Origin of the sequence: Streptomyces sp. NPDC015130 (assembly GCF_043080005.1) — a bacterium.
GTDB lineage: Bacteria > Actinomycetota > Actinomycetes > Streptomycetales > Streptomycetaceae > Streptomyces.
On the sequence record NZ_JBIBVC010000001.1, the window covers coordinates 454931 to 480005 of the forward strand.

Annotated in this window: 26 protein-coding genes and 1 pseudogene; 24 read left to right on the forward strand and 3 right to left on the reverse strand. The window is 72.6% G+C overall.

Going from position 1 to position 25075, the window contains the following annotated elements; translation table 11 throughout:
- Positions 1 to 27 precede the first annotated feature (27 nt).
- The 6 genes and pseudogenes from ACF08F_RS02185 to ACF08F_RS02210 all read left to right on the forward strand — a co-directional run bounded on the left by ACF08F_RS02185 (position 28) and on the right by ACF08F_RS02210 (position 2747).
- Entirely contained in the window at positions 28 to 561 is a 534-nt protein-coding gene (locus ACF08F_RS02185) for a YbjN domain-containing protein (protein ID WP_392296581.1), read from the forward strand.
- A gap of 267 nt (positions 562 to 828) precedes the next feature.
- Positions 829 to 1185 carry a hypothetical protein gene (locus ACF08F_RS02190; protein ID WP_392296582.1) on the forward strand — a complete coding sequence of 119 codons (357 nt, stop codon included), beginning with the start codon at positions 829 to 831 and terminating at the stop codon, positions 1183 to 1185.
- Positions 1182 to 1457, forward strand: a pseudogene (locus tag ACF08F_RS02195) (hypothetical protein); the annotation flags it as partial. The gene ACF08F_RS02190 and the pseudogene ACF08F_RS02195, both read left to right, overlap by 4 nt.
- A gap of 61 nt (positions 1458 to 1518) precedes the next feature.
- A complete protein-coding gene (locus ACF08F_RS02200) occupies positions 1519 to 1644 on the forward strand; it encodes a hypothetical protein (RefSeq protein ID WP_392296583.1) in 126 nt (41 codons plus the stop codon).
- Between the two features lie 51 nt (positions 1645 to 1695).
- Entirely contained in the window at positions 1696 to 1959 is a 264-nt protein-coding gene (locus ACF08F_RS02205; RefSeq protein ID WP_392296584.1) for a hypothetical protein, read from the forward strand.
- Between the two features lie 44 nt (positions 1960 to 2003).
- Positions 2004 to 2747 carry a transposase gene (locus ACF08F_RS02210; protein ID WP_392296585.1) on the forward strand — a complete coding sequence of 248 codons (744 nt, stop codon included), beginning with the start codon at positions 2004 to 2006 and terminating at the stop codon, positions 2745 to 2747.
- Positions 2748 to 2749: 2 nt separating this feature from the next.
- On the opposite strand, the gene ACF08F_RS02215 is transcribed toward ACF08F_RS02210, so the two are convergent.
- Positions 2750 to 3928 (reverse strand): pyridoxal phosphate-dependent aminotransferase, encoded by a 1179-nt coding sequence (locus ACF08F_RS02215; RefSeq protein WP_392296586.1) that lies wholly within the window; start codon positions 3926 to 3928, stop codon positions 2750 to 2752.
- Positions 3929 to 4142: 214 nt separating this feature from the next.
- Between ACF08F_RS02215 and ACF08F_RS02220 the strand changes: the two genes are divergently transcribed.
- The 18 genes from ACF08F_RS02220 to ACF08F_RS02305 all read left to right on the forward strand — a co-directional run bounded on the left by ACF08F_RS02220 (position 4143) and on the right by ACF08F_RS02305 (position 22601).
- Positions 4143 to 4328 (forward strand): hypothetical protein, encoded by a 186-nt coding sequence (locus tag ACF08F_RS02220; protein WP_392296587.1) that lies wholly within the window; start codon positions 4143 to 4145, stop codon positions 4326 to 4328.
- 52 nt (positions 4329 to 4380) lie between these two features.
- On the forward strand, positions 4381 to 4590 hold the full coding sequence (locus ACF08F_RS02225) for a hypothetical protein (RefSeq protein ID WP_392296588.1): 210 nt from the start codon (positions 4381 to 4383) through the stop codon (positions 4588 to 4590).
- Between the two features lie 279 nt (positions 4591 to 4869).
- A complete protein-coding gene (locus tag ACF08F_RS02230; RefSeq protein ID WP_056653176.1) occupies positions 4870 to 5388 on the forward strand; it encodes a DUF2617 family protein in 519 nt (172 codons plus the stop codon).
- Between the two features lie 75 nt (positions 5389 to 5463).
- Positions 5464 to 7278: a spermidine synthase gene (locus ACF08F_RS02235; protein ID WP_392296589.1), complete on the forward strand. Its 1815-nt coding sequence runs from the start codon at positions 5464 to 5466 to the stop codon at positions 7276 to 7278.
- Between the two features lie 87 nt (positions 7279 to 7365).
- A complete protein-coding gene (locus tag ACF08F_RS02240; RefSeq protein ID WP_392296590.1) occupies positions 7366 to 8481 on the forward strand; it encodes an SRPBCC family protein in 1116 nt (371 codons plus the stop codon).
- Between the two features lie 35 nt (positions 8482 to 8516).
- On the forward strand, positions 8517 to 9302 hold the full coding sequence (locus tag ACF08F_RS02245) for an aldose 1-epimerase (RefSeq protein WP_392296806.1): 786 nt from the start codon (positions 8517 to 8519) through the stop codon (positions 9300 to 9302).
- A 35-nt stretch (positions 9303 to 9337) separates the two neighbouring features.
- A complete protein-coding gene (gene pyrE / locus ACF08F_RS02250; RefSeq protein ID WP_392296591.1) occupies positions 9338 to 9877 on the forward strand; it encodes an orotate phosphoribosyltransferase in 540 nt (179 codons plus the stop codon).
- A 220-nt stretch (positions 9878 to 10097) separates the two neighbouring features.
- The gene (gene fbaA, locus ACF08F_RS02255; RefSeq protein WP_392296592.1) at positions 10098 to 11120 is read left to right on the forward strand and encodes a class II fructose-bisphosphate aldolase; all 1023 of its coding nucleotides are present in this window, start codon (positions 10098 to 10100) and stop codon (positions 11118 to 11120) included.
- A 165-nt stretch (positions 11121 to 11285) separates the two neighbouring features.
- Positions 11286 to 12446, forward strand: coding sequence for a MalY/PatB family protein (locus tag ACF08F_RS02260; protein WP_392296593.1), 1161 nt, complete (start codon positions 11286 to 11288; stop codon positions 12444 to 12446).
- Between the two features lie 200 nt (positions 12447 to 12646).
- On the forward strand, positions 12647 to 14104 hold the full coding sequence (locus ACF08F_RS02265; RefSeq protein ID WP_392296594.1) for an MFS transporter: 1458 nt from the start codon (positions 12647 to 12649) through the stop codon (positions 14102 to 14104).
- A gap of 335 nt (positions 14105 to 14439) precedes the next feature.
- Positions 14440 to 14853: a DUF3151 domain-containing protein gene (locus ACF08F_RS02270; protein ID WP_055642639.1), complete on the forward strand. Its 414-nt coding sequence runs from the start codon at positions 14440 to 14442 to the stop codon at positions 14851 to 14853.
- 251 nt (positions 14854 to 15104) lie between these two features.
- Entirely contained in the window at positions 15105 to 15995 is an 891-nt protein-coding gene (locus ACF08F_RS02275) for a DUF3152 domain-containing protein (RefSeq protein ID WP_392296595.1), read from the forward strand.
- Between the two features lie 124 nt (positions 15996 to 16119).
- The gene (locus ACF08F_RS02280) at positions 16120 to 16986 is read left to right on the forward strand and encodes a tryptophan 2,3-dioxygenase family protein (RefSeq protein ID WP_392296596.1); all 867 of its coding nucleotides are present in this window, start codon (positions 16120 to 16122) and stop codon (positions 16984 to 16986) included.
- The gene (kynU, locus tag ACF08F_RS02285; RefSeq protein ID WP_392296597.1) at positions 16979 to 18211 is read left to right on the forward strand and encodes a kynureninase; all 1233 of its coding nucleotides are present in this window, start codon (positions 16979 to 16981) and stop codon (positions 18209 to 18211) included. The genes ACF08F_RS02280 and kynU overlap by 8 nt, the downstream gene beginning before the upstream one ends.
- Before the next feature lie 103 nt (positions 18212 to 18314).
- The gene (locus ACF08F_RS02290) at positions 18315 to 19184 is read left to right on the forward strand and encodes an alpha/beta hydrolase (RefSeq protein ID WP_392296598.1); all 870 of its coding nucleotides are present in this window, start codon (positions 18315 to 18317) and stop codon (positions 19182 to 19184) included.
- A gap of 106 nt (positions 19185 to 19290) precedes the next feature.
- Positions 19291 to 20616, forward strand: a complete 1326-nt coding sequence (locus ACF08F_RS02295; protein ID WP_392296599.1) for a sensor histidine kinase — start codon at positions 19291 to 19293, stop codon at positions 20614 to 20616.
- Positions 20613 to 21278 (forward strand): response regulator, encoded by a 666-nt coding sequence (locus ACF08F_RS02300; protein ID WP_392296600.1) that lies wholly within the window; start codon positions 20613 to 20615, stop codon positions 21276 to 21278. Before ACF08F_RS02295 ends, ACF08F_RS02300 begins: the two co-directional genes overlap by 4 nt.
- Positions 21279 to 21374: 96 nt before the next feature.
- Positions 21375 to 22601, forward strand: a complete 1227-nt coding sequence (locus ACF08F_RS02305) for a cytochrome P450 (protein ID WP_392296601.1) — start codon at positions 21375 to 21377, stop codon at positions 22599 to 22601.
- 16 nt (positions 22602 to 22617) lie between these two features.
- Here ACF08F_RS02305 and ACF08F_RS02310 read toward each other — a convergent pair whose 3' ends face one another.
- Entirely contained in the window at positions 22618 to 24048 is a 1431-nt protein-coding gene (locus ACF08F_RS02310; RefSeq protein WP_392296602.1) for a hypothetical protein, read from the reverse strand.
- A 115-nt stretch (positions 24049 to 24163) separates the two neighbouring features.
- Positions 24164 to 24997 (reverse strand): diacylglycerol kinase, encoded by an 834-nt coding sequence (locus ACF08F_RS02315; RefSeq protein ID WP_392296603.1) that lies wholly within the window; start codon positions 24995 to 24997, stop codon positions 24164 to 24166.
- Between the last annotated feature and the right edge of the window lie 78 nt (positions 24998 to 25075).

Sequence of the window (25075 nt, forward strand, 5' to 3'; positions counted from 1 at the left end):
GAGCATCCGTACGAAGGGAAATTCACGGTGAGCATCGACCCGTCCTCGATTCCGAATTTCGGGGGCCAGCCCCAGCCTCAGGCCGCAGGACCGGCGGGCCCCGTCGTCCCCGACCAGGACCTTGTCAAGCAGCTGCTCGAGCAGATGGAGCTGAAGTACGTCGTCGACGACGAGGGTGACCTCGCGGCGCCGTGGGAGGAATTCCGCACGTACTTCATGTTCCGCGGCGAGGACGAGCAGCAGGTCTTCTCGGTGCGGACGTTCTACGACCGCCCGCACTCGGCCGACGACCGCGCCAAGGTCCTGGACGCGATCGACGACTGGAACCGCCGCACCCTGTGGCCCAAGGTCTACACCCACCTGCACGAGGAGGAGGACGGCTCCGCCACCCTCCGTCTCATCGGTGAGGCCCAGATGCTGATCGGCACCGGCGTCGCCCTGGAGCACTTCGTGTCCTCCACGGTCAGCTGGGTCCGCGCCTCTATCGAGTTCGACAAGTGGATCGTCGAGCAGTTCGGTCTGGAGACCCCCGAGCAGAAGGCCGGCGACGAGGAGGCCTGAGCCTCCATCGACCGCTGTCCGCGGCACTACGAAGCCCGGCCGGGAAACGTGACCCACGTGGTCACGGCCCCGGCCGGGCTTTCGTACGCCCGGCGCCGCCGGCGGAAGAGCGCTCGCCGCCAGGTGTGACCGTTCACCCGTTTGTCGCATGTCCCGGTCGGGGTCGCGAACTCGTGACGAGGGATGACGGGACGAGAAGGAGGGGCGCGTGCGATGGATGTCGCGCCGGCGGTACCGGAGGCTGGCGCGGCGCGGGTAATCAGGCGCATGGCACAGACGCTCATTTCGCCACCCGCCGCGGAGGTACTCCGCGCGCGGTACGCGAGCAGACTGCCTGCCACGCTCGCGGATCTCACCGGACCCGCGCACGGGCAGGTCGAGCTTCCGCTCCACGTCGCGTGGTCCGGTCTCCGTTCGTACGACCTGGACCGTCCCCGCCTGCGGATGAGCCTGTACCGAACCGTCCTGGCGGAAGGGCAGCACGACGACCTCGCCGCCCTCCTCAATCAGGAGCTGCTGCTCGCCCAGTGGCCGGTGCTGCGCACGCTGATCAGCCGGCACATCCGCCAGGTGTGGGAAGAGGCGTTCCCCGACCTCTCCCGATCGGCATCCGCCGCGGCGTGAACCTGAGCGAACTGCACCGCCGCCTCCTGGCAGACGTTCTCGCCATCGGCACCCCGTATCCGTTGGTGCTCACCGGGGGATACGCCGTACAGGCTCACGGTCTGGTCGACAGACTGAGCCAGGACCTCGACGTAGCCACCGAGAACCCGGCGCCCATGGGCGACATCGTCGGCACCCTGGAGCGCGGCCTGGCCCGCAGAGGCGGGCACGTCACGGTGATCAGTACGGACCCGCTCTCGGCTCGCCTGATCGTCGCGAATCCGGCCCTAGGCCGTGTCATGACCATGAGCGGCCGGGGCAATCTCAACGGTCTCTTCACAGGATCACGTGAACATGAAGGCTGACAAGTTCACGACCGAGGTCGTCATGACGGACGCCGCCAACTACATCCGAGCCGCCGATGCGGCCGGGGCCGAGTGGACGAAGGCCCCTCGCACCGACAACTCCCTGGCCAGCTAAGAGGAATACGCGAAGCTGCTGCTCGACGCAGGCCCCTCGGCGCGCATCGGTATGGAGGAGCAAGCCGGCATCGCCACCTACCACCTCCGGGCATACCTCAGCCTGGCGCAGATCGCCTCAATTGACCCGCGCACCCACACCCATGTGAAGACCAAGGGTGTGACCGGCTTCGATGTCGACCAGTGGATCGACAGCAGGGGCCGCACCATCCGCTTTGAGCAACGATTCGAACTGCGCGGCGTCAAGGCCGCCAACAAGGGTGCTTTCAGCGATTTCGGGCCCGCTGAGAAGTTCACTGCGCCCACCAGCAGGTAGACCGTTGTCGAAAGCAGATCTTGGTTTGTGAATGATCTCGGTTCATGGGTCGGGGAGATCTCACGGACGAGCAGTGGGCGGTGCTGGAGCTGTTGTTGCCGAAGGGCACGAAGGCGGGGCGGCCGCCGGTCTGGTCTCGGCGGCGCTTGATCGACGGCATACGGTTTTGGGTCCGGACCGGTGTTCCGTGGCGGGACGTGCCCGTCGAGTACGGGCCGTGGGGCCGGGTCTACGACTTGTTCCGCCGGTGGCAGCGGGCCGGTACCTGGCACCGGCTCCTCACCCGGCTCCAGTCCCTGGCCGACGCAAAGGGCGAGATCGTGTGGGACTTGAGCGTCGACTCCACGGTCTGCCGCGCTCATCAACATGCGGCCGGGGCCCGCAAGCAGGGTGACCTCAGCTTCGCGGGGTACCGGGTGGCCCGGTGGCAGAAGGGGCGCGCGAGGACCGACGAGTTCCGCGCCCCGGCCGTGCGCGCCCAGGAAACGTTCGTGACGATGGCGCGCGACGGCCTGCCGCTCAACGAGGCACTGCTGGAGGAGGCCCGCCGGCATTGGTCGACACTGACTGCGGCGGGCCGCCGGGCCACCTCGGATTCCGACCTGGACAGGGCGGTCCGAGACCTCGCCCGACAGTTCTCGGTTCTCGTCGCCGACTCGACCGCTCCTTCCCGGGAGAGCCGTGACGAAGCCCGGCGCCGCGAACGGCGGTGGGAGGAGAGCGCGCGCCTCGTGGACAAGGCGTTCGCCCACCTGTTCGACTGCCTTGACGGCCGCAGGAGGCGCTGACCTCAGCCCAGGCGCTTGAGGCGGGAGACGGCCTCTTCCAGGACCTCCGTCTTCTTGCAGAAGGCGAAGCGGACGAAGGGGGCGCCGGCCTCGCGGTGGTCGTAGAAGACGGCGTTCGGGATGGCGACGACGCCCGCGCGCTCCGGGAGCGAGCGGCAGAAGGCGAAGCCGTCGGCGGCGCCGAGCGGGCGGATGTCGGTGGTGACGAAGTAGGTGCCCGCCGGGCGGTAGACCTCGAAGCCCGCCTGCGCGAGGCCCTCGCTCAGCAGGTCCCGCTTGGCGCGCAGATCGGCGCGGAGGCCCTCGAAGTACGCGGCCGGCAGGCGGAGTGCCTCGGCGATCGCGTACTGGAAGGGGCCGGAGGACACGTACGTGAGGAACTGCTTGGCCGAGCGGACGGCGGCGGTCAGCTCGGGGTTCGCGGTGATCCAGCCGACCTTCCAGCCCGTGAACGAGAACGTCTTGCCGCTCGAACCGATGGTGACCGTCCGTTCCCGCATGCCGGGGAGGCTCGCGAGGGGCACGTGCTCCGCGTCGTCGAAGACCAGGTGCTCGTACACCTCGTCGGTGACGACCAGCAGGTCCCGCTCGATCGCCAGCTCGGCCACGGCGGTCAGCTCGGCCCGGGTGAGGACCGTGCCGGTGGGGTTGTGCGGGGTGTTGAGCAGGATCAGCCGGGTCCGGTCGGTGACGGCGGCCCGCAGTTCGTCCAGGTCGAGGACGTACGCGCCCTCGTGCGGGCGGAGCGTGACGGGGACGCGGGTGCCGCCGGCCATGGCGACGCAGGCCGCGTACGAGTCGTAGTACGGCTCCAGAGCGATCACCTCGTCGCCCGGTTCGACGAGCGCGAGCAGGGCCGCCGCGATCGCCTCGGTCGCGCCCGCGGTGACCAGCACCTCCGTGTCGGGGTCGTACGTGAGGCCGTACCACTCACGCTGGTGGTCGGCGATCGCCCGGCGCAGCTCCGGGACGCCCGGGCCCGGCGGGTACTGGTTGCCGAGGCCGTCGCGCAGCGCGCGGACCGCGGCCTCGCGGATCTCCTCCGGGCCGTCGGTGTCGGGGAAGCCCTGACCGAGGTTGATCGACCCGGTCCTGGCGGCCAGCGCGGACATCTCGGCGAAGATCGTCGTACCGAATTCGGCGAGCCGGCGGTTGAGCAGCGGTCGTGTCATGACCGCCATCCTGGGGGGAAGCTCTGGACTTGCTCAAGTGCGCTTTGGCGACGGTCCGCCGAGGGGATCGCCCTGGCATGAACATCGCATTCTTCATCCTCGGGATCGCGGCCGTGATCGCGATCGTGGTGTGGGTCGTCGCGTTCTCCCTGCGCGGCACGGTGCGGTCCGGCGGTCGGTCCGGTGGCCGGTCCGGTGGAGGGTCCGCCGCCTCCGACAGCTGGTGGGCCACCGGGGCGGCGTCGAGCTCGGGCGGGTCGTCCTCGTCGTCCTGCTCCTCCTCGTCCTCGTCGTCCTCCTGCTCCAGCTCCAGCTCGTCGTGTTCGAGCTCCTCGTGCTCGTCCTCCTCCTGCTCCAGCTCCTCGTCCTCGTGCAGCTGAAGCTCTGGAACCGCTCAAGTCGTCTTTGAGGGAGGCCCACAGGGGGCATCTCCCTCGCACAGAAGAACGGGGGTAGTGCACATGGAACTCTTCATGATCTTCATGGGGGCGATCGTCCTCATCACGCTGATCTCCTTCGTCCGCGGCGTCACCGGCTCCGGCAGCCGGCGGGGCGGCCGGAAGAAGGGCCGCAGCTGGGCCGACGGTGGCGGCAGCGGCTCCGGTGGCTGCGGCAGCGGCTCCAGCTCCTGTGGGTCCAGCTGTGGTGGCGGAGGCTGCGGCGGCAGCTGAGACGCAACGGCCCCGGAGGCACGTGACGTTGGCATTTCGGCGGACGTTGTCGATCAATTCTGATTGAACAATTGAACTGTGGGGTCCCCGAAGGGGTTGGAAAACACAGCAAGTTGGGTAAAAACGCTGCGAGTCGCCCGGCGTCCGTGGTTCTTTTGCTCCTGACAGAGACAGCCCTCGGACCGTGTGTGGAACCGAGCCGGCGATCCCCCACTCCCGTTGGACCCTCTCCGGGGCGCCCCCGGCCCACCCGTCAAACCGTGTTTGCGGAGCCGACCCATGCTCACCACCCTGAAAACCTCCTACACCGATACCCGCGCGGCCGATCTGGCCTGGGCCCTCGGGCGCGAGCCGCTGCCCGCCCTCGCCGTACTCGACCTCGAACTCTCCGGCGCCAGTCTCCAGTTGAGACTGCTCGGCGCCTCCCACCAGGTACTCCTGGAGGAGGAGGGGCGCAGCTGCTCCGAGACCGTCGCCTGCATGCCCGGCAGCAGCACCCCCCTCCCGCTCGGCGTCTCCAAGCGCGTCGGCGAATGGGAGTACGAATTCGCGGCGCGCGTCGAGACGCTCTCGCACGGTTCCTTCGCGGGCCGTGCGCAGGAGCTGCTCGCGCTCGTCGCCGACCATCCCAACGGCCTGGCGGGGACCTTCCCCGGCTCCCCGCACGCCTTCACGGCGATGCTGGCGCAGCGCCACGAGGGGCAGGTGCGCTGGCGCACCTGGCACGCCTACCCGCAGGAAGGGCAGCTCGTGGTGACCAGGACCCGAATCGGCGCACGTATGCCCGCAACGCTCTGATACGACCCTTCAGAGCTCCAGATGCACTCGTGTGGGTGACAAGGAGTGCGTAAGTCGTGACGTAGCGTTACGTTCATGATCGAGCCGACCGTGACCATGCCACCCACAAGGGTGCGACAACCGCCCGTGCGGCGGCGCGGGCGGCCGCCCGGATCGTCCAAGGGGCCCAGGGCGCCCCGGCCGCCGAGGTCGCCCCGGTCGGCCGACGCGGTGCGGTTCCCGGTCCTCGCCGTGGTCTTCGTCTGCGCCGCCTGCGGGCTGGTGTACGAACTCGAACTGGTCGCACTCGCTTCCTACTTGATCGGCGACTCGGTCACCCAGGCCTCCGTCGTGCTCTCCGTGATGGTCTTCGCGATGGGAGTGGGCTCGCTCCTCGCCAAGCGGCTGCGCTGCCGCGCCGCCGTCGGCTTCGGCATGGTCGAGGCCGGACTCGCACTGATCGGCGGCTGTTCGGCCCTCACGCTGTACGCGGCCTTCGCCTGGCTGGGCGAGTCGCGGTACGTCGTCGTGGCCTTCTCGCTCGCCATCGGCGTCCTCATCGGCGCGGAGATCCCGCTCCTCATGTCCCTCATACAGCGGGCCGCCGGTACCGGGACCGGTACCGGGACCGGTACCGGGACCGGTACCGGGACGGGGGCAGGGGCCGAGTCAGGGTCGGGGGCTGCGGCCGAGGCAGGGGTGCGGGCCGCGGCGGGAGCGGCCGGCGGCGAGCAGGACGACGCCGCGGGGACGGTCGCCGACCTCTTCGCCGCCGACTACGTCGGCGCGCTCGTCGGCGGCCTCGCCTTCCCCTTCCTCCTCCTGCCCTGGCTCGGCCAGCTCACCGGCGCGCTCGTCACCGGCGCTGTCAACGTGATCGCGGGCGGCGGCCTCGTGCTCTGGGTGTTCCGCCGCGACCTCACCTCCCGCTCCCGCGCCCTGCTGATCGGGGTGAACGTCTCGGTCCTGGCCGTCCTGGCCACGGCGACCGTGCTCGTCGACGACTTCGAGGAGGCCGCGCGCCGGGCCGTCTACGGGGAACGCGTGCGGGTCGCCGTCCACACCGACCTCCAGGAGGTCGTGGTGACGGGCGGCCGCGAGGGGCCGCCCGACCTGTTCCTCGACGGCCGGCTGCGGGTCTCGGGCCAGGACGAGCACCGCTACCACGAGGCGCTCGTCCACCCCGCGATGAACGGCCCGCACGAGCGCGTACTGATCGTCGGCGGCGGCGACGGGCTCGCCGCCCGCGAGGCGCTGCGCTACCCCGGCGTCTCCGCCGTCACCGTCGTCGAGCTCGACCCCGGCGTCGTCCGCCTCGCCCGCACCGATCCGGCCCTCGCCACGCTCAACGCGCAGGCCTTCCGCGACCCGCGCGTCCGGGTGGTCTACGCGGACGCCTTCAACTGGCTCCGGGGCGCCGCCGATCGTGTGCAGGAACGGTACGACGTGGTGATCTCCGACCTCCCGGACCCGGGGATCACCCCCAGCACCAAGCTCTACTCGCAGGAGTTCCACGGACTCGTGGCCCGCGTCCTCACCGCCCGGGGGCGGTTCGCCGTGCACGCCGGATCGGTCGCCGACCGGCCCCACACCTACTGGACGGTGGACGCCACCCTGCGCGCCGCCGGCTTCGCGACCCGCCCGTACAGCGCGAGCGGCCGCACCCCCGGGTTCGCCGCCGGCCCCGACCGCGCCGACCGCACCAGCGGTACGGAGCGGGGGCCGGGGGACTGGGGCTTCCTCCTCGCGGTCCCGGGCGCCCGGCCGCCCGCCCTCGGCCTCCCGCCCGACGCGCCCCGGCTGCGTTCCCTCGGCCCGGGCACCCTGGAGGCCGCGGCCCGCCGCGCCGAACGGGCCAGGGGCGCCGAACTGCCGCCCTCCACCCTCGTGCACCCGCGGTACGGCGACTGAGGGACGGCGGGCCTCGCTCCCGGGGGGCGCGCGGGCCCCGGCACAAAGAGGCGACGCCGCGCCCCGGCCTGAGTAGGCTCGGCTTCCATGGAGCATGAGGTGTTCGTTCCGGTCCCGGCCGAGGCCCTGCGCGCGACGCTCACGGACCCGGCCCGGGTGGTGCGCTGCGTGCCCGGCCTCCAGCGGGACGCGGACGCGGCGGCGGGCCCCCTCGCGGGCCGGCTCAAGATCCGGGTCGGCGGCCACACCATCACCTACCGGGGCGCCCTGAAGGTCGTCGAACGGGACGGCGCCATCACCTACGAGGGGCAGGGCGCCGAGGCCCGGGGCAAGGGCACGGCCGAGCTCTCCCTGACCGTCGTCCTCACCCCTGTGGGCGAGGGCACGTCCCTGGGCTTCACCGGCGCGCTGACGGCCGCCGGCCGGCTCGCCGAGGCGACGGACGAGGCGCGGGCCACGGCCGGCGCCAGGCTGCTCGACAAGTTCGTGGAGGCGCTGGCCGCGCTCGCACAGGAGCCGGAGAAGCCGGAGAAGCCGGAGAAGCCGGAGGAGCCGGAGGAGCCGAAGGCCGGTGGTGCGGAGGCGGGTGACGTGAAGGCCGGTGGTCCGGCGGCCGGTGACTCGGGGGGCAGTGACTCCGCCGGTGCCGGTGCCGGTGCCGGTGCCGGTGGCGGTGACGGTGGCGGTGCCGGGGGCGGTGACGATGCCGACCGCTCCGGCAGCCTGGCCGACTCCGACGGTGTCTCCGGCCCCGGCTCCGGCTCCAACTCCGGCTCCGACTCGGGCTCCAACGCCGGCTCCGACTCCGCATCCGGCTCCGACTCCGAATCCGGCTCGGACTCCGACTCCGACTCCGACCACGACGGTGTGGACGACGGGGTCGAGGAGCCTTCGCGTTCCTCGGTCTTCGACGCTCCCGTCCCGCCCCCCTCCCTCGACCCCCTCCACGACCAGGACTTCGGCGTCACCCCCGTCGAGTTCCCCGCCCCGCAACCCCCCGTCGAGGCCGCCCACGCGCGGCGGACCATGATCGGGCGCAGCGCCGAGGAGGTCGACCACGCCCCGCCGCGCGGCCGGTACGCCCCCGTCCCCGCCCCCGAGGCCACCAGCGCGACCGCCACACTGCGCTGGATCGCCCCCGCCGCCGCGCTCGCCATCGCCTCTGCGGTCGTCGTCGGACGGGCGCTGCGCCGCCGTCGTTGAAACGGTCCCACCGCGGCTAGGGTCGGGATGTGACGATGCAGACGCGACTGACGGCGGGCGCCGCCGAGTTGACCATCAGCCCCGAGCACGGCTGCCGGATCGAGAGCCTGCGCATCGGCGGCACCGAGGTGCTGCGCCAGGGCGAGCGGTTCGGAGCCTTTCCGATGGCGCCCTGGTGCGGGCGGACCGAGAACGGCCGTTTCCGCGACGGGGCGACCACGCACCAGCTGCCGGTCAACGCACCTCCGCACGCCATCCACGGCACCGTCCGCGACCTCGCCTGGAACACCGCCCGCATCTCCGGGACGGAGGCGGTCTTCACCTGCGAGCTCGGGGACCCGTGGCCGTACAAGGGCAGGGTGACCCAGGTCTTCGAGCTGGCCGAGGACTCCCTGACGCTCCGCTTCGGGGTCGAGACCTACGACGCCTCGTTCCCGGCGCAGGCCGGCTGGCACCCCTGGTTCCTGCGCAACCTCGGCAAGGGCGGCCAGGACGCGGAGCTCGACTTCACCCCCGGCTGGCAGGAGGAGCGCGGCGAGAACCACCTGCCCACCGGCCGCCGGATCGACCCCCTCCCCGGCCCCTGGGACGACTGCTTCGGGATGCCCGGGGGCGTCGACGTCACCCTCACCTGGCCGGAGGAGCTGGAGCTGAAGGTCCGCAGCCGCGCCGAGTGGGTCGTGATCTACGACGAGCAGGCCGAGGCGGTCTGCGTCGAACCGCAGTCCGGCCCCCCGAACGGCCTCAACACCCACCCGCGGTACGTCACCCCGATCAACCCCCTGGAGGTCGAGAGCGTCTGGAGCTGGCGACGGCTGTAGGCGATCGCGCACGGCGGGCCCTTAAGCTGCTGACCATGACTGACGTACGCGCTGACCTGCTCCAGCAGATCAAGGACAAGGCCGTGGTGCACGGCAAGGTGACCCTCTCCTCGGGTCTGGAAGCCGACTACTACATCGACCTGCGCCGCATCACGCTGGACGGCGAGGCCGCGCCGCTGGTCGGTCAGGTCATGCTCGACCTCACCGCCGAGCTGGACTTCGACTGCGTGGGCGGTCTGACGCTGGGCGCCGACCCGGTCGCCACCTCGATGCTGCACGCCTCCGCCGCGCGCGGACGGCGCCTTGACGCCTTCGTCGTGCGCAAGGCGCAGAAGGCGCACGGCATGCAGCGCCGTATCGAGGGCACGGACGTCAAGGGCCGCCGCTGCCTCGTGGTCGAGGACACCTCGACCACCGGCGGCTCCCCGCTGACGGCCGTCGAGGCCGTCCGCGAGGCGGGCGGCGAGGTCGTGGCCGTGGCCACGATCGTGGACCGCGGCGCGGCCGACGCGATCGCCGGGGCGGGACTGCGGTACCTCACCGGCTACGAGCTCGCGGATCTGGACCTGGCGTAACCGCCGCGAAGTCGTGACTTAGGTCCCGGACCCTGGTGATACGGGTCCTGACCTGCGCTTTCCTCCAGAGGCGGGGTGTTTCACGTGAAACACCCCGCCTTTGGTGTGCCGCGCCCGTGGGAGCCAGGACGAGAGTCTGAAAGGATGGGGGCGACGATGACGTCGCCCCCAGGTCAGGGACAGCAACGCACACACCCCGCACATCACAAGGAGCGGACGAATGCCCATCGCAACCCCCGAGGTCTACAACGAGATGCTCGACCGGGCGAAGGCAGGCAAGTTCGCCTACCCGGCCATCAACGTCACCTCGACCCAGACCCTGCACGCGGCGCTGCGCGGCTTCGCGGAGGCCGAGAGCGACGGCATCATCCAGATCTCGACCGGCGGAGCCGAGTTCCTGGGCGGTCAGTACAACAAGGACATGGTCACGGGCGCCGTTGCCCTGGCCGAGTTCGCGCACATCGTCGCCGCGAAGTACGACATCACGGTCGCCCTCCACACCGACCACTGCCCGAAGGACAAGCTGGACGGCTACGTGCGTCCGCTGCTCGACATCTCCGCCGAGCGCGTCGCCCGTGGTGAGAACCCGCTGTTCCAGTCGCACATGTGGGACGGCTCCGCCGAGACCCTCGCCGACAACCTGGCCATCGGCCAGGAGCTGCTGGCGAAGGCCGCCGCCGCCAAGATCATCCTTGAGGTCGAGATCACCCCGACCGGCGGCGAGGAGGACGGCGTCACCCACGAGATCAACGACGAGCTGTACACCACCGTCGAGGACGCCATCCGCACCGCCGAGGCCCTCGGCCTGGGCGAGAAGGGCCGCTACCTGCTGGCCGCGTCCTTCGGCAACGTCCACGGCGTCTACAAGCCGGGCAACGTCGTGCTCCGCCCCGAGCTCCTCAAGGACCTCCAGGCGGGCGTCGCCGAGAAGTTCGGCAAGGTCAACCCGTTCGACTTCGTCTTCCACGGCGGCTCGGGCTCGACCGCCGAGGAGATCGCCACCGCGCTGGAGAACGGCGTCGTGAAGATGAACCTCGACACCGACACCCAGTACGCCTTCACCCGCCCGGTCGCGGACCACATGTTCCGCAACTACGACGGTGTCCTGAAGGTCGACGGCGAGGTCGGCAAGAAGTCCACCTACGACCCGCGCACCTGGGGCAAGCTGGCCGAGGCCGGCATGGCCGTCCGCGTGACCGAGGCGTGCGCGGCGCTGCGCTCGACCGGCACGAAGCTGAAGTAAGCAGGTGAACGACGGGCCCGGTACCTCCCGAGGTGCCGGGCCCTCGTGCGTCCACGACACGTGGATCCACCACACCACGCGGGTCCACCACGACATGTGCGTCCACGACACGTGTGTCCACGACACGTGGGTCCGCGACGAGAACACCCACCAGGGGAGGGCACGATGTACGACTTCGACCGCGAGATAGACCGGCACGGGACCTGGTCGGTCCAGTGGGACGGCATCGCGGACCGCTTCGGCGTCCCCGACCTGCTGCCCTTCACCATCTCCGACATGGACTTCGCCTCCCCGCCGGAGGTCCTCGCCGCCCTGCGCGACCGCGTCGACCACGGTGTCTTCGGCTACACGGACTGGCGGCTCGGGGAGTTCCGGGACGCGATCCGGCACTGGTACGCGAGCCGGTACGCGACCGAGATCGACCCGGAGGCGCTCGTGTACGCGCCGTCCGTCCTCAACCAGCTCTCCCAGCTCCTGCGCATGTGGACCGAGCCCGGCGACGGGGTCGTCGTGCACACCCCCACCTACGACGGCTTCCGCAAGGCCGTCACCGGACTCGGGCGCGAGCTGCGGGGTGTGCCGCTCGGCGATCTCGACGCCCTGGAGCGGGAGCTCGCCCGCCCCGACAGCCGGATGCTGCTGCTCTGCTCCCCGCACAACCCGACCGGCCGGGTGTGGACGGAGGCGGAGCTCACCGCCTTCGCCGAACTGGCCGAACGGCACGGCGCGGCCGTCGTCAGCGACGAGATCCACGCCGACCTCACCACCGACGGCCACCGGCACATCCCCTGGACCCGGGTGGCCGAGCCGGGTCGCGGCCGCCGCTGGGCGCTGGTCACCTCCGGCACGAAGGCCTTCAACTTTCCCGCGCTCTCCGGCTCGTACGGGATCGTCGGCGACCCCGACGCGCGCACTGCGTTCGTCCGGCGCATGGAGACCGGCGAGGGCCTCGCCTCGCCCGCAGTCCTCTCCCTGACCGCGCACATCGCCGCGTACCGGCAGGGCGCGCCGTGGCTGGACGAGCTGCGCGGCTATGTCGCGGGCACGATGGAGCTGCTCCGGGAGCGGCTGGCCGACGGGCTGCCCGGCGTCGGCTGGGAGCCCCCGCAGGCCGGCTACCTGGCCTGGATCGACCTGCGCCCGCTCGGGATCGAGGAGACCCGGCTCCAGGAGGAGCTGGTGTCCGTGGAGAAGGTCGCGATCATGCCGGGCGGGGTGTACGGGACGCCCGGCTTCGTCCGGCTGAACGTGGGCTGCCCGCGGAAGAAGGCCGAGCGGGGCGTGGACGCGCTGATCCGGGCGGCGACGCGGCTGCGGACGAGCTGACGGCGGCGGGCAGCGGGCAGCGGGCAGCAAGCGGCTGACGGCTGACGGCTGACGGCTGACGGCTGACGGTAGGCGTGGGGCGTCGAGCGGACGGTGGCGGCGGACGGAAGCCGGCGGCGGACGGAAGCCGGCGAGGGCCGTCGGCTGAAAGGCGGTGGTGTCGGCGAGCGGTGCCGGGGGCTTCGCGGGACCATGCAGGCATGGGTGAGCGGGACGTACGGATGGCCTCGGGGACCGGCCGGTGGATCGTGTTCACGACCGTCCTCGCCTCCGGCATGGCCCTGCTCGACTCCACCGTCGTCAACGTCGCCCTCCCGCACATCGGCGAGGACCTGGACGCCGACCTGGGCGCGCTCCAGTGGACCGTCAACGCCTACATGCTCACCCTCGCGGGGCTGATCCTGCTCGGTGGGGCGCTCGGCGACCGGTACGGACGGCGCCGGGTCTTCGTGATCGGCGTGGTGTGGTTCGCGCTCGCCTCGCTGCTGTGCGGGCTCGCGCCGAACATGGGGGTGCTGATCGCGGCCCGCGCGCTCCAGGGCGTGGGCGGGGCGCTGCTCACCCCCGGCTCGCTCGCGCTGATCCAGGCCAGTTTCCACGAGGACGACCGGGCCAGGGCGGTCGGCCTGTGGTCCGGCTTCGGCGGCGTCGGCGCGGCGATCGGGCCGTTCGTCGGCGGCTGGCTGGTGGACGGGCCCGGCTGGCGGTGGGTGTTCCTGCTGAACGTGCCGCTCGCCGCGGTCTGCGTGCCCGTCGCCCTGCGCCATGTGCCCGAGTCGCGGGACGAGACCTCGCACGGCCGCTTCGACGTGCTCGGCGCCTTCCTGGGCGCGGCGGCGCTCGGCCTCGTGACGTACGCGCTGATCGGCGCTGCCTGGTGGGCGGGGGCGGCCGGGCTGGTGTTCGGGGCGGCGTTCGTGGTGGTGGAGCGGCGGCGCGGTGAGCGCGCGATGACACCGCCGTCGATCTTCGCGTCCCGGCTGTTCACGGCGGTCAACCTGGTCACCCTGTGCGTGTACGCGGCCTTCGGCGGCTTCTTCTTCCTGGCCGCGCTGCAGCTCCAGGTGGTCTGCGGCTACTCGGCGCTCGGCGCCGGTACGGCCCTGCTGCCGACGACCGTGCTCATGCTGCTGCTGTCGGCGAAGTCCGGGGAGCTGGGGGAGCGGATCGGGCCCCGCATCCCCCTCACCGTGGGGCCGCTGCTGTGCGCCGCGGGGATGCTCCTGATGCTGCGGGTCGGGGAGGACGCCTCGTACGTCCGGGACGTGCTGCCGGCCCTGCTGGTGCTCGGCCTCGGCATGACGGCCCTGGTCGCGCCGCTGACCGCGACCGTCCTGGCCTCGGTGGACGTGTCCAGGGCGGGCCTGGCCAGCGGGATCAACAACGCGGCGGCGCGGGCGGCCGGGCTGCTCGCGGTGGCCGCGCTGCCGCTGCTCGCCGGGATGGGCCCGGAGGCGTACCGCTCGGCGGAGGAGTTCGACGAGACCTTCCGGCGCGCGATGCCGATGTGCGCGGGGATCCTGGTGGTCGGTGCGGTGCTCGCCTGGACGACGATGCGCACCCCGGCCGAGGGACCCGGCTGCCACCCGGAGTGCCGGGTGCACTGCGGGGTGACGTCCCCGCCGCTGGACCCGGGCCGACGGGACGCCTCGCCCTGAGACCAGGACGCCCCGCCCTGAGACCGGGAGGCCGGAGGCCGGAGCCGGTCGCCCCCTAGGGCGTGTTGCGAAAGTCCCGCCTGCCCGAAGGCGTCTGGCACGCACGCTCGCCGCGTTGTCGGGATCACCCCGATACATCCAGTATCGGGGCGACCCTCCGCCTTGCGATCGCACGCACCAGACGCCTTCGGGCGGCCGGCGCTACTTTCGCAACACGCCCGAGGTCCTGTCGTCGAACTCCCGCCTGCCCTGCGACGACATGCACGCACTCTCGCCGCACCGTCCGCCCTCCGGGCGGACGACGGGAGTGTGACGACAGGACCTAGGCTGGGGCCATGGCCATCCACGAGAACCTCCTGGGGGGACCGGCCCCCACCCACCTGCCCGACGACCCGGGGCCGCGCGAGCTGCTCGCGAACGGCACGGCGCCGGCCGAGGTCGCCGCGCAGTATCCGACCTCCTCGCTCGCCTGGGCCCAGCTCGCCGACGACGCCTTCGAGGGCGGCCGGGTCGTCGAGTCGTACGCCTACGCCCGTACCGGCTACCACCGCGGCCTGGACGCCCTGCGCCGTAGCGGCTGGAAGGGCCACGGCCCGGTGCCGTGGGAGCACGAGCCGAACCGCGGCTTCCTGCGCGCGCTGCACGCCCTCGCCCGCGCGGCCGGCGCGATCGGCGAGAAGGAGGAGTTCGAGCGCTGCACGACCTTCCTGCGGGACTCCTCGGAGACCGCCGCGGAGACGCTCGGCTGACCTTCCGAACGGTCTTCCGGAGCACTCTCCGGAAGACCTTCCCTTCGGCCCTCCGGGCGCCCTGATCCGTCCCGATTTCCCCCGTCTCGCGGGGCAGGAGGAAATCGGGACAGACCCCTCGACGTGTTCGAGCGCGTTCGAGAACGGAGGAACGGGGCCGGTACGATCCCCGGGACCGCAGGACCGAAGACGCCGGTTTCCGAGGCCCCGCCTCCTCCCCCACACCGGCCGACACAGGGGAGAAGTCTGTCGTGGGCAAGCGTGCCGCACCCGCAGGACGGCGAGGAAAACAGAGCCGCCGGCGGGGCAGAGGCAGACGCGGCCCCGTGCGCCGGCTCGCGCTGCCGGTCCTGGTCCTGGCGACCCTCGCGCTCGGCGGCGGAGCCGCCCTCGCGCACTTCAACGGCCAGGTGGCCGACGATGCGGCCGCCCCCGCCCCCGCGCCGGAGGCGACGACCACGACGGCGGTCCCCACGACGGACGCGCCCACGCCCCGGCCCACGACGGCGAAGCCGAGGCCGAAGGCCACGACGGCGAAGCCGAAGCCCAAGCCGACCCCGAAGAAGACGACCGTGCCGCAGTCCGGTGCCGGGACCTTCACCACCGCGCAGGCCTCCGGCGACGCGGTCGGCACCGGCGGTTCGCTGCGCCGCTACCGCGTCCAGGTCGAGGACGGCATCGAGCTGTCGGCGCGCTCGGCGGCGGCCGAGATCCAGCAGATCCTGGCCCACCCGCGCAGCTGGGCGGCGCACGGCCGGGGCCGCTTCCAGCTGGTCTCGCAGAACGCCGACTTCGTCATCCGGATCGCCACCCCGGACACCGCGGACGCCCTCTGCGCCCGGCAGGGCCTGAACACCCACGGCGAGCTGAACTGCGAGACCGCCGACGGCGTCGTCGTGAACCTCAAGCGGTGGATGCTCGGCTCGCCGACCTTCGCGGGAGAGGCGGCCGAGTACCGGCACCTGATCATCAACCACGAGGTCGGGCACGAGATCGGCATCCGGCAGCACATGGGCTGCCCGGGGCCGGGCAAGCTCGCGCCCGCGATGATGCAGCAGATCAAGGGCCTGAACGGCTGCCGTTCGAACGCGTTTCCGTATGACGAAGACGGTAGCTACATCACGGGTCCGATCGTGTCATGATGCGCTTGGGACGGCGCGCGACGAAGCACGCCTCCCGAGGGGACCGGGGCTCCCGTGCCGCAGCAACGACGGCGCGCACGGTGGAGCAGACCGCTACCCGGTAGTTCGTATCGAGGAGACAGCAATGTCACCCTTCCCCGGTTCTCCCGAATCCGGAGCCGCTCCGGTCGCCGCCGAAGCCGTCGACCCGAACCTCGACTTCGCGGGTACCACGCCGTACGAGGACTACGTCCAGGCGGACGTCCTCACCCACCTCCAGCACCTCCGCTCGGACGACCCCGGCGAGATGGTCTTCCTGGTCACCACCCAGGTCATGGAGCTGTGGTTCACGGTCATCGTCCACGAGTGGGAGACCGCGAGCCGCGCCCTGCGCGAGGACCGCGTCCCCGTCGCGATGGACGCGCTCAAGCGGTCGGTCCGCGAGCTGGAGGCCCTGAACCACTCGTGGCGCCCGCTCGCCCAGCTCACCCCGGGCCAGTTCAACGCCTACCGGGCCGCGCTCGGCGAGGGCTCCGGCTTCCAGTCGGCCATGTACCGCCGCATGGAGTTCCTGCTCGGCGAGAAGTCCGCGTCCATGCTCGTACCGCACCGGGGCGCCCCCCGCGTGCACGCCGAGCTGGAGAAGGCCCTCCAGGAGCCGAGCCTGTACGACGAGGTCCTCGGCCTGCTGGCCCGGCGCGGTCTGCCCGTACCGCAGTCGGTCCTCGGCCGTGACCTCGCGCAGCGGTACGAGCCGTCCCCCGAGATCGAGGCGATCTGGGCCGGGATCTACGCGGACGCCGACCAGAACACCGAGCTGGTCCGGCTCGGCGAGGCCCTCAGCGACGTCGCCGAGCTCGTCTGGCGATGGCGCAACGACCACCTGGTGGCGACCCGCCGCGCGATGGGCGCCAAGACCGGCACCGGCGGCTCGGCCGGCGTGGCCTGGCTGGAGAAGCGCGCCCAGAAGAACGTGTTCCCCGAGCTCTGGACGGCCCGCAGCCATGTCTGACGACCTGCGACAGACCGAGACCGGGTCCGAGGACCTGCGAAAGACAGCCCTCGGCCTCGACGCTGCCGACGAGCTGGCCGAGCACCGCGAGAAGTTCGCCCTCGACGCCGGCACCGTCTACCTCGACGGCAACTCCCTCGGCGCGCTCCCCGCGCACGTCCCGGCCCGCATGGCCGACGTGATCACCCGCGAGTGGGGCGAGCTGCGCATCCGCTCCTGGGACGAGTCCGGCTGGTGGACCGCGCCGGAGCGGATCGGCGACCGGATCGCCCCGATCGTCGGCGCCGCCCCCGGGCAGATCGTGGTCGGCGACTCGACCAGCGTGAACGTCTTCAAGGCGGTCGTCGCGGCGGCCCGGATCAACGGCGGCGACCGCCCGGAGATCCTCGTGGACGCGACGACGTTTCCCACGGACGGGTACATCGCGCAGTCCGCGGCGCGCATGACGGGTCACGAGATCGTGGCGTGCGACCCGGCCGACATGGCCGGCGCGGTGAGCGACCGCACGGCCCTCGCGCTCGTCAACCACGTCGACTACCGGACGGGCCGGCTCCAGGACCTGCCCGGCCTCACCGCCGCACTCCACGCGGCGGGCGCGCTGGCCGTCTGGGACCTGTGCCACAGCGCGGGCGCCCTGCCCGTGGGCCTGGACGCCCACGGGGTCGACCTGGCCGTCGGCTGCACCTACAAGTACCTGAACGGCGGCCCCGGTTCGCCCGCGTACCTGTACGTCGCCGAGCGCCACCAGGCGGCCTTCGACTCGCCGCTGCCGGGCTGGAACTCGCACACGGACCCGTTCGCGATGACCCCCGGCTACGAGGCGGCCGCTGGCGCGCTGAAGGGCCGGGTCGGGACGCCCGACATCCTCTCCATGCTGGCGCTGGAGTCGGCGCTGGACGTGTGGGACGGGGTCGCGATCGAGGACGTGCGTGCCAAGTCCCTGGCGCTCACGGACTTCTTCCTGCGGTGCGTGCGGGCGTACGTGCCGGAGGGCCGCGTCGTGTCCGTGACGCCGGACGCGCACGGGGAGCGGGGCTCCCAGGCCGCGCTGAGCTGCGAGAACGCTCCGGCCGTGATGGCCGAGCTGATCAAGCGCGGGATCGTCGGCGACCTGCGCCGCCCCGATGTCCTGCGGTTCGGTTTCACCCCGCTGTACGTCGGCTTCGCGGACGCGGAGAAGGCGGCGCGGGTCCTCGCGGAGGTCCTGGCCGACCTCCCTGCCTGAGGCATGACCGTCCGATGATCGCCTGATCTGCGGGGGCTCCGGTGCTGGTACCGTCCCCGCAGGTCAGGCCAATTCGGCCGCGTCTCCGAGAGGTTGGAACAGCATGCCGGACCCCGCCGCGCGCGATGCCGCCGAAGAAGCGTCGGCCTTCTCGCACCCGGCCGTCCCCCCGGACGCCTCCGCCGCGTACGGCGACCACCCGGACCAGGTGGTCGACTTCTACGCCCCGCGCGACGGCCGCACCCGGGCCCCGCTGGTCGTCGCCCTGCACGGCGGCGCGTGGCGCGCCCCGTACGATCGGCAGCACCTCACCCCCTTCGTGGACTTCCTCGCCCGCCGCGGCTTCGCCGTGGCCAGCGTCGAGTACCGGCGCGGCAGCGACATCCCCCGGCAGGGCGGTACGGCCCCGGTGGCCGGGCGCTGGCCGGAGACCTTCGACGACGTGGCGGCCGCGCTCGACGCCGTACCGGCCCTCGCCGCCGCCCACCTGCCGCAGGCCGACACCGGCCGGATCGTCCTCACCGGCCACTCGGCGGGCGGCCACCTCGCCCTCTGGGCCGCCGCCCGGCACGTCCTGCCCGCGGACTCCCCCTGGCGGCTGCCCGCCCCGCCCGCGCTGCGCGGCGTCGTCGCGCTCGCCCCGATCGCCCACTTCGGGCGGGCGGTGGAACTCGGCGTCTGCGGCGGCGCGGTCACCGAACTCCTCGGCGGCGAGGCGGAGTACGAGCGCCGGGCGCCCTTCGCGGACCCGGCGGTCCTCCTCCCGACGGGCATCGCGACCACGATCGTCCAGGGCCGAGAGGACTCCGACGTCCCGCACCCGGTCGCCGAGGCGTACGCGGACGCGGCGGCGAAGGCCGGCGAGGAGGTCGGCCTCACCCTCCTCGAAGGCATCGGCCACTTCCCCCTGATCGACCCGTCGGCGGACGCGTGCGCAGTGGTCTCGGAGGAGATCGCCCAGCTGGCCTGGTGAGGCGTGTGACGGACCCGAGGGGCCGCGCGTAGTCCTCAGGGGGGACGCCGGAGGATCCGTAACGAGCGGGACGACCGGGTCCCCCGCCGCCCGTACCGTGGTCGGCGTGACTGAGACACGGACCTCCGAGACGAGCCGCAGCCCCGAGCTGCACCTGGTGCAGGAAGCCCTCGGCGGGCTGCGCCAGGAGCTCTTCCACGATGCCTTCGCCTACCGCCCGCTGCCACGCATGGACGTGGACAGCGGGCCCACCCGCTTCCTTCCGAAGCGGATACGCGTCTTCGCGGGGTTGCTCCCGCACGCCTTCGTCGCGTTCTGCGCCGTGATCGTCTTCGCCATGGGATACGACCGGATCTACTACGGCTTCGGCGTGTCGGCATTCGTGTTCAGCCTCCTGCCGGCCGCGATCGTGCTCCTCACGCTGATCCGGCCGGTCCTCGCCTTCTGGGCCTCGCTCGGCGCCGCCCCCTTCGTCGGGTACATCGGCGGATTCGACGGCGGCTGGCCCTGGTCGTCGGCCTGCCTCGTCGCCCACGTGGTGGTCCTCGGCGTGGTCGCCGCCCGCACCCGGCCCCGTACCGCCGTGTGGATGTGGCTGGTGACGGCCGCCTACTGCCTCTTCGCCGAGATGTTCCTCGGCATGGGGCGCAGCTCCGTCTCGGTCCCGCTGCTCTTCGTCTCGGCCCTCGTCCTGCTCACCGTCTCCATCATCCAGGTCCGCCGCCAGGCCGACCGCGAGGTCACCGCCCACAAGACCGTCACGGCCCAGGAGATCTCCAAGCGGACCGTCCTGGAGGAGCGCACCACCATCGCCCGTGAGCTCCACGACGTCGTCGCCCACCACATGTCGGTGGTCGCCATCCAGGCCGAGGCCGCGCCCTACCGGGTCGAGAACCCGCCGCCGGAGCTGGAGCAGGCCTTCCTCACCATCCGTGAGAACGCCGTCGCCGCGCTCACCGAGCTGCGCCGCATCCTCGGGGTCGTCCGCGCCGAGGACTACGAGGCGCCCGACGCCCCGCAGCCGACCCTCGGCGACCTCGACTCGCTCGTCCGCAACGTGACGGAGGCCGGGCTCGTCGTCGAGAAGACGGTGACCGGCTCGGTGCGGGAGCTGCCCCAGGGCGTGGAGCTCTCCGCGTACCGGATCGTCCAGGAGGCCCTGTCGAACGTGCTGCGGCACGCGCCGGGCGCGGCGGCGAAGGTCGAGGTCAGCTATGTCCTGGGGGGACTCGGGCTGCGCGTCGCCAACGGGCCCGCGCGAGGGCTTGTGAAACCCTCGCCCGGGGCCGGGCACGGCATCACCGGCATGCGGGAGCGTGTGACGATGCTCGGCGGGGAGATGACCGCCGAGGTGACGGCGGACGGCGGCTACGAGGTGGCGGCCTTCATCCCCGTCAGCCGTGACGAGATCCGCGAGGAGGCCGGGGAATGACCATCAAGGTGCTGATCGTCGACGACCAGATGATGGTCCGCGAGGGCTTCTCCGTGCTCCTCGGCGCGATGCCCGACATCGAGGTCGTCGGTGAGGCCGTCAACGGCCGGGAGGCGATCTCCCAGGTCGCCGCCCTCCGTCCGGACGTCGTCCTCATGGACATCCGCATGCCCGAGCTGAACGGCATCGACGCCACGCGCGAGATCGTCGCCGCCGACGCGGACGCGAAGGTCCTCGTCCTGACCACCTTCGACCTGGACGAGTACGTGTACCAGGCGCTGCGCGCCGGGGCCTCGGGCTTCCTCCTCAAGGACGCCTCGGCCCGGCAGCTCGCGGAGGGCGTGCGGGTCGTCGCGGCCGGCGAGGCGCTGCTCGCGCCGACCGTCACCAAGCGGCTGATCACCGAGTTCGCGAAGGCACCCGGCAGCTCCCCGAAGCCGCCGGCCATGTCACAGGTCGGGGAGCTGACGGAGCGGGAGACGGAGGTGCTCGTGCTCATCGCGCAGGGCCTGTCGAACGTCGAGATCGCCGAGCACCTCGTCGTCGCCGAGTCCACGATCAAGACGCATGTCAGCCGGATCCTGGTGAAGCTGGGCCTGCGCGACCGGACGCAGGCGGCGGTCTTCGCGTACGAGGCGGGTCTGGTGCGCGTCGGCGGCTAGGGCGTGTTGCGAAAGTCCCGCCTGCCCGACGGGCGGCCGGCGCTACTTTCGCAACACGCCCTAGAACCGCTCAGGGGCCGGGGGTAGCGTCCGCCCATGGAAGCCGAGAAGTCCGTGAACGACGTCCAGGTCGACGTCGACGCCCTGTACGACCCCTGGTCCCCCGAGTTCGTCGCCGACCCCTACCCCGCCTACGCCCGGCTGCGGGCCGCCGGGCGCGCGCACTGGCACGGTCCCACCCGGCAGTGGCTGATCCCGCACCACGCGGACGTGTCGGCGCTCCTGCGGGACCGGCGGCTGGGGCGGACGTACACGCACCGGTTCACGCACGAGGAGTTCGGGCGGGAGGCTCCGTCCGCCGCGCACGAGCCGTTCCACACGCTCAACGACCACGGGCTGCTCGACCTGGAGGCCGCCGACCACACCCGGATCCGGCGGCTCGTGTCGAAGGCGTTCACGCCGAGGACGGTGGAGAACCTGGCGCCGACGGTACGGAGGCTGGCCGCCGGGCTCGTCGGGGACCTGGTGGCGGCGGGCGGCGGCGATCTGCTCGCCTCGGTCGCCGAACCCCTCCCCGTCGCGGTGATCGCCGAGATGCTGGGCGTCCCGGAGGACGACGAGGAGCGGGGGCGGCTGCGGCCCTGGTCGGCGGCGATCTGCGGGATGTTCGAGCTGAACCCCTCGGAGGAGACGGCCCGGCAGGCGGTCCAGGCCTCGGTCGAGTTCTCGGACTACCTGCGGGAGCTGATCGCGCGGCGCCGGAAGAACCCGGGGGACGACCTCGTCTCGTCGCTGATCGCGGTGGAGGAGCTGACGGAGCAGGAGATGATCTCCACCTGCGTCCTGCTCCTGAACGCGGGCCACGAGGCCACGGTGAACACCACGGTCAACGGCTGGTGGACCCTGCTCAGGCACGGTGTCCGGCCGGATCCCGAAAAGTTGTCCACAGCTGTGGAAGAACTTCTGCGGTACGACACCCCGCTCCAGATGTTCGAGCGCTGGGTCCTCGACGACATCGAGGTCGGCGGCCAGGTCATCCCGCGCGGCTCCGAGGTCGCGCTCCTCTTCGGCTCCGCCAACCGCGACCCGGCCCGCTTCGGCCCGACCGCCGACGACCTCGACCTCACCCGCGCCGACAACCCGCACATCACCTTCGGCGCCGGCATCCACTACTGCCTCGGCGCCCCGCTCGCCCGCCTCGAACTGGACGCGGTCTTCGGCGAGCTCCTCCGCCAGGCCCCGGGCCTGCGCCTCGCGGCGGAGCCCGTGTGGAAGCCCGGGTACGTGATCCGGGGCTTCGACGAGCTGCTCGTGGAGGTGTGAGGCCCCCGACGGGACCTCAGCGGGCGCGGGTCTCCAGGGGCGGGGCGAGCCGGTCGAGGAGCGCCGGGAAGTCCGTCCCGCCCGCCTCCCGGTACGGCCCCGAGGGCCACAGGGGACGCCCGTCGATCCAGGGCACGACGAACGCGTCGCCGTCCCGCGTGTGGTCCCGCCAGCCGTGCAGCCCGGCGGGGCCGACGGGCCGGACCGGCAGCCCGCGGCGGGGGTGCTTCGGCGGACCCGGCGGGATCAGCGGCAGGACCCCTTCGGGTACGTCGTCCAGGCCGCCGTGCATCGGGAAGAACACCAGGACGGGGGCGCCGCCGTGCGGGTCGTACAGCAGGACGTACCGGCGCGGGACGGGAGTGAACGTGGTCGCGGCCCGGGTCAGCAGCCGCACCATGGGCCTCCCGGCGGTCAGCATCCGGTAGCCGGAGAACCCGAGGCCGGCCAGGCACACGGCACCCGCGAAGTACAGCTTCGGGAGGTCCCGCTCCGGCGGCCCGGTCAGCGCGACCGCGCCCATGACCGCGCAGAACACCAGCGAGATCAGCACCGACTGCACCCCGGCGACACGCCGCAGGCTCCGCACCCGCCACCACGGCACCTCGCGCACGTCGGCCTCCGGGCGCGGCGCCCTGCCCGGGGGTTCGGCCTGCCGCTGGGCGTGGGCGGCGAGCACCCCGTACGTCGGACCGGACGGGGCCCGCTCCGTGCCGAGCGGCCCGGTCCCGCCGTCGGGGGTGACGTGGACCAGGCCGTCGGGGGCGAGGAAGACCGGGCCGTCGGGGCCCTCGACGAACTCGGGGGCGTCGTGGACGTCGTAGGCGCCGGGCCGGCCGAGGGCCTCGGAGACGGCGGGGGCATCGGGAACCCCCGGACTCTGCGGCTGCCTCGGGGCCGACCGGTGCAGGAGCCCCTGGGCCTCGGCGCGCGCGACGATCCGGCGCCGCACCCGCTCGCCCCGCAGCGGCTTCGCCCAGATCAGCGGCCCGCCGCCGGGCGGTGCCAGGACCCCGCCGACGTTCGGGTCGCCGCACCACCAGAGCACGCCGTCCGGACCCGGCCGCACCAGCTCGTACCGCTGCCGGGTCGCCACCACGGCAAGCGGCCACATCTCGGGGCCGTCCGGGCCGCGCAGCACGAGGCTCGTCGCGTGGCCCTTGCCGCCGACCGTCACTGCGGGGTGCGCCGACCAGGTGTCGGCGCCGAGCGTCCGCCGCATCCGGCGGGCGCCGAACAGCGTGGCGGCCCCGCCGAGCAGCGAGACGATCCCGAGCGCGAGGGGCCAGGTGACCGCCCCGCGCGGCCAGGTGTCCGCGAAGAGCAGGCCGAGGCCGCCGGCCACCGCGATCGTCGCGAGCCCCGCGACGATCAGCCCGCCGGCTCTTCGCCGGGTCCGCTCCAGCGCCCTCGCCGTCTCCTCGACGTCCAGCGCACACGTCGTCACTACGTCCCCCGCCCCGCCCGGTGATGTCCGCCGGCGCGCGAGGTCCCACCCGGCGTGCGCGCCAGGCCGTGAGCCGACAGTAGCCGAACCGGCCGGACCGGAGGCCCGCTCCGCGTCAGGTCGCCGCACGGAGCTCCTGGGCCGGGTCCCGGGGCAGCGTCAGCCCCCACGCGCCCGCCCGGGCCGTCCACGTACGGCGCCGGACCGGGCCCGTGACGCGGCCGTCCGCGCGGTAGCGGAAGTCCGGGCCCGAGACCGTGAGGGTGCGGGCGGTCCCGTGCCGCTCCGGGGCGGCCGACGGGTGGACCGTGACCTCGGCGGTCCCGGCGACCGAGCGGACCGAGACGCCCTCCACCGGCGTGTCCACGTCCGCGAGGAGCACCCCGTCCGCCTCCACCCGCAGCCGGTGGGTGCGGACCGCGAGGGCCGTCGGGGCCGGGCGGACCAGCGTCCGGACCAGGGAGCGGCAGGTGCCCCAGACGGACGAGGTCGGCGCGTCCAGGAGGCGGCCGGCCGATCCGCCGGGGATGCGGAGGTCGCCGAGGACGACCCCGTCGCTGTCGTCGACGAGCAGGTCGAGGCGGCGGACCACCCCGTCGAGGACCGCCCGCGCCGCCGCCGGGGTGGAGTGCGGCACGCCGAGCGCGCGGGCGACTTCCAGGGCGTCCGGCGGGCCGATCGGGACGAGGGAGAGCGCCCCCTCGGCGAGCTCCCGCTCCCGGTGCAGCAGGGTCACCGTGCGGAGCAGCGCGCGGTCGTCGCCGAGCACCACGGGGTGCCGGGAGCCGCGCCGGGCCAGGGCCCGGACGAATTCCTCGGGACTGTCCGGCAGGCAGATCTTCGCTTCTGCGCGCGCGGACAGGACATCCTTCGCGATCCGTACGGACTCGCCGTCACTTCGGCGGGCGACCGGGTCGACGATGACCAGCAGCTGGTCGTGATCCGACACCTCGGTCCTTCCTCGGGTAGCATCTTTGTGCAAGAGCCCCTTGCGCTATTGCGCCAGGGGCTTCGTCTATTCCGGGGC

Coding starts and splice junctions, on each gene's coding strand:
- ACF08F_RS02190 (WP_392296582.1), top strand. CDS start 829: ATGGCACAGACGCTCATTTCGCCACCCGCCGCGGAGGTACTCCGCGCG.
- ACF08F_RS02200 (WP_392296583.1), top strand. CDS start 1,519: ATGAAGGCTGACAAGTTCACGACCGAGGTCGTCATGACGGACGCCGCC.
- ACF08F_RS02205 (WP_392296584.1), top strand. CDS start 1,696: ATGGAGGAGCAAGCCGGCATCGCCACCTACCACCTCCGGGCATACCTC.
- ACF08F_RS02210 (WP_392296585.1), top strand. CDS start 2,004: ATGGGTCGGGGAGATCTCACGGACGAGCAGTGGGCGGTGCTGGAGCTG.
- ACF08F_RS02215 (WP_392296586.1), bottom strand. CDS start 3,928: ATGGCGGTCATGACACGACCGCTGCTCAACCGCCGGCTCGCCGAATTC.
- ACF08F_RS02225 (WP_392296588.1), top strand. CDS start 4,381: ATGGAACTCTTCATGATCTTCATGGGGGCGATCGTCCTCATCACGCTG.
- ACF08F_RS02230 (WP_056653176.1), top strand. CDS start 4,870: ATGCTCACCACCCTGAAAACCTCCTACACCGATACCCGCGCGGCCGAT.
- ACF08F_RS02235 (WP_392296589.1), top strand. CDS start 5,464: ATGATCGAGCCGACCGTGACCATGCCACCCACAAGGGTGCGACAACCG.
- ACF08F_RS02240 (WP_392296590.1), top strand. CDS start 7,366: ATGGAGCATGAGGTGTTCGTTCCGGTCCCGGCCGAGGCCCTGCGCGCG.
- ACF08F_RS02245 (WP_392296806.1), top strand. CDS start 8,517: ATGCAGACGCGACTGACGGCGGGCGCCGCCGAGTTGACCATCAGCCCC.
- pyrE (WP_392296591.1), top strand. CDS start 9,338: ATGACTGACGTACGCGCTGACCTGCTCCAGCAGATCAAGGACAAGGCC.
- fbaA (WP_392296592.1), top strand. CDS start 10,098: ATGCCCATCGCAACCCCCGAGGTCTACAACGAGATGCTCGACCGGGCG.
- ACF08F_RS02260 (WP_392296593.1), top strand. CDS start 11,286: ATGTACGACTTCGACCGCGAGATAGACCGGCACGGGACCTGGTCGGTC.
- ACF08F_RS02265 (WP_392296594.1), top strand. CDS start 12,647: ATGGGTGAGCGGGACGTACGGATGGCCTCGGGGACCGGCCGGTGGATC.
- ACF08F_RS02270 (WP_055642639.1), top strand. CDS start 14,440: ATGGCCATCCACGAGAACCTCCTGGGGGGACCGGCCCCCACCCACCTG.
- ACF08F_RS02280 (WP_392296596.1), top strand. CDS start 16,120: ATGTCACCCTTCCCCGGTTCTCCCGAATCCGGAGCCGCTCCGGTCGCC.
- kynU (WP_392296597.1), top strand. CDS start 16,979: ATGTCTGACGACCTGCGACAGACCGAGACCGGGTCCGAGGACCTGCGA.
- ACF08F_RS02290 (WP_392296598.1), top strand. CDS start 18,315: ATGCCGGACCCCGCCGCGCGCGATGCCGCCGAAGAAGCGTCGGCCTTC.
- ACF08F_RS02300 (WP_392296600.1), top strand. CDS start 20,613: ATGACCATCAAGGTGCTGATCGTCGACGACCAGATGATGGTCCGCGAG.
- ACF08F_RS02305 (WP_392296601.1), top strand. CDS start 21,375: ATGGAAGCCGAGAAGTCCGTGAACGACGTCCAGGTCGACGTCGACGCC.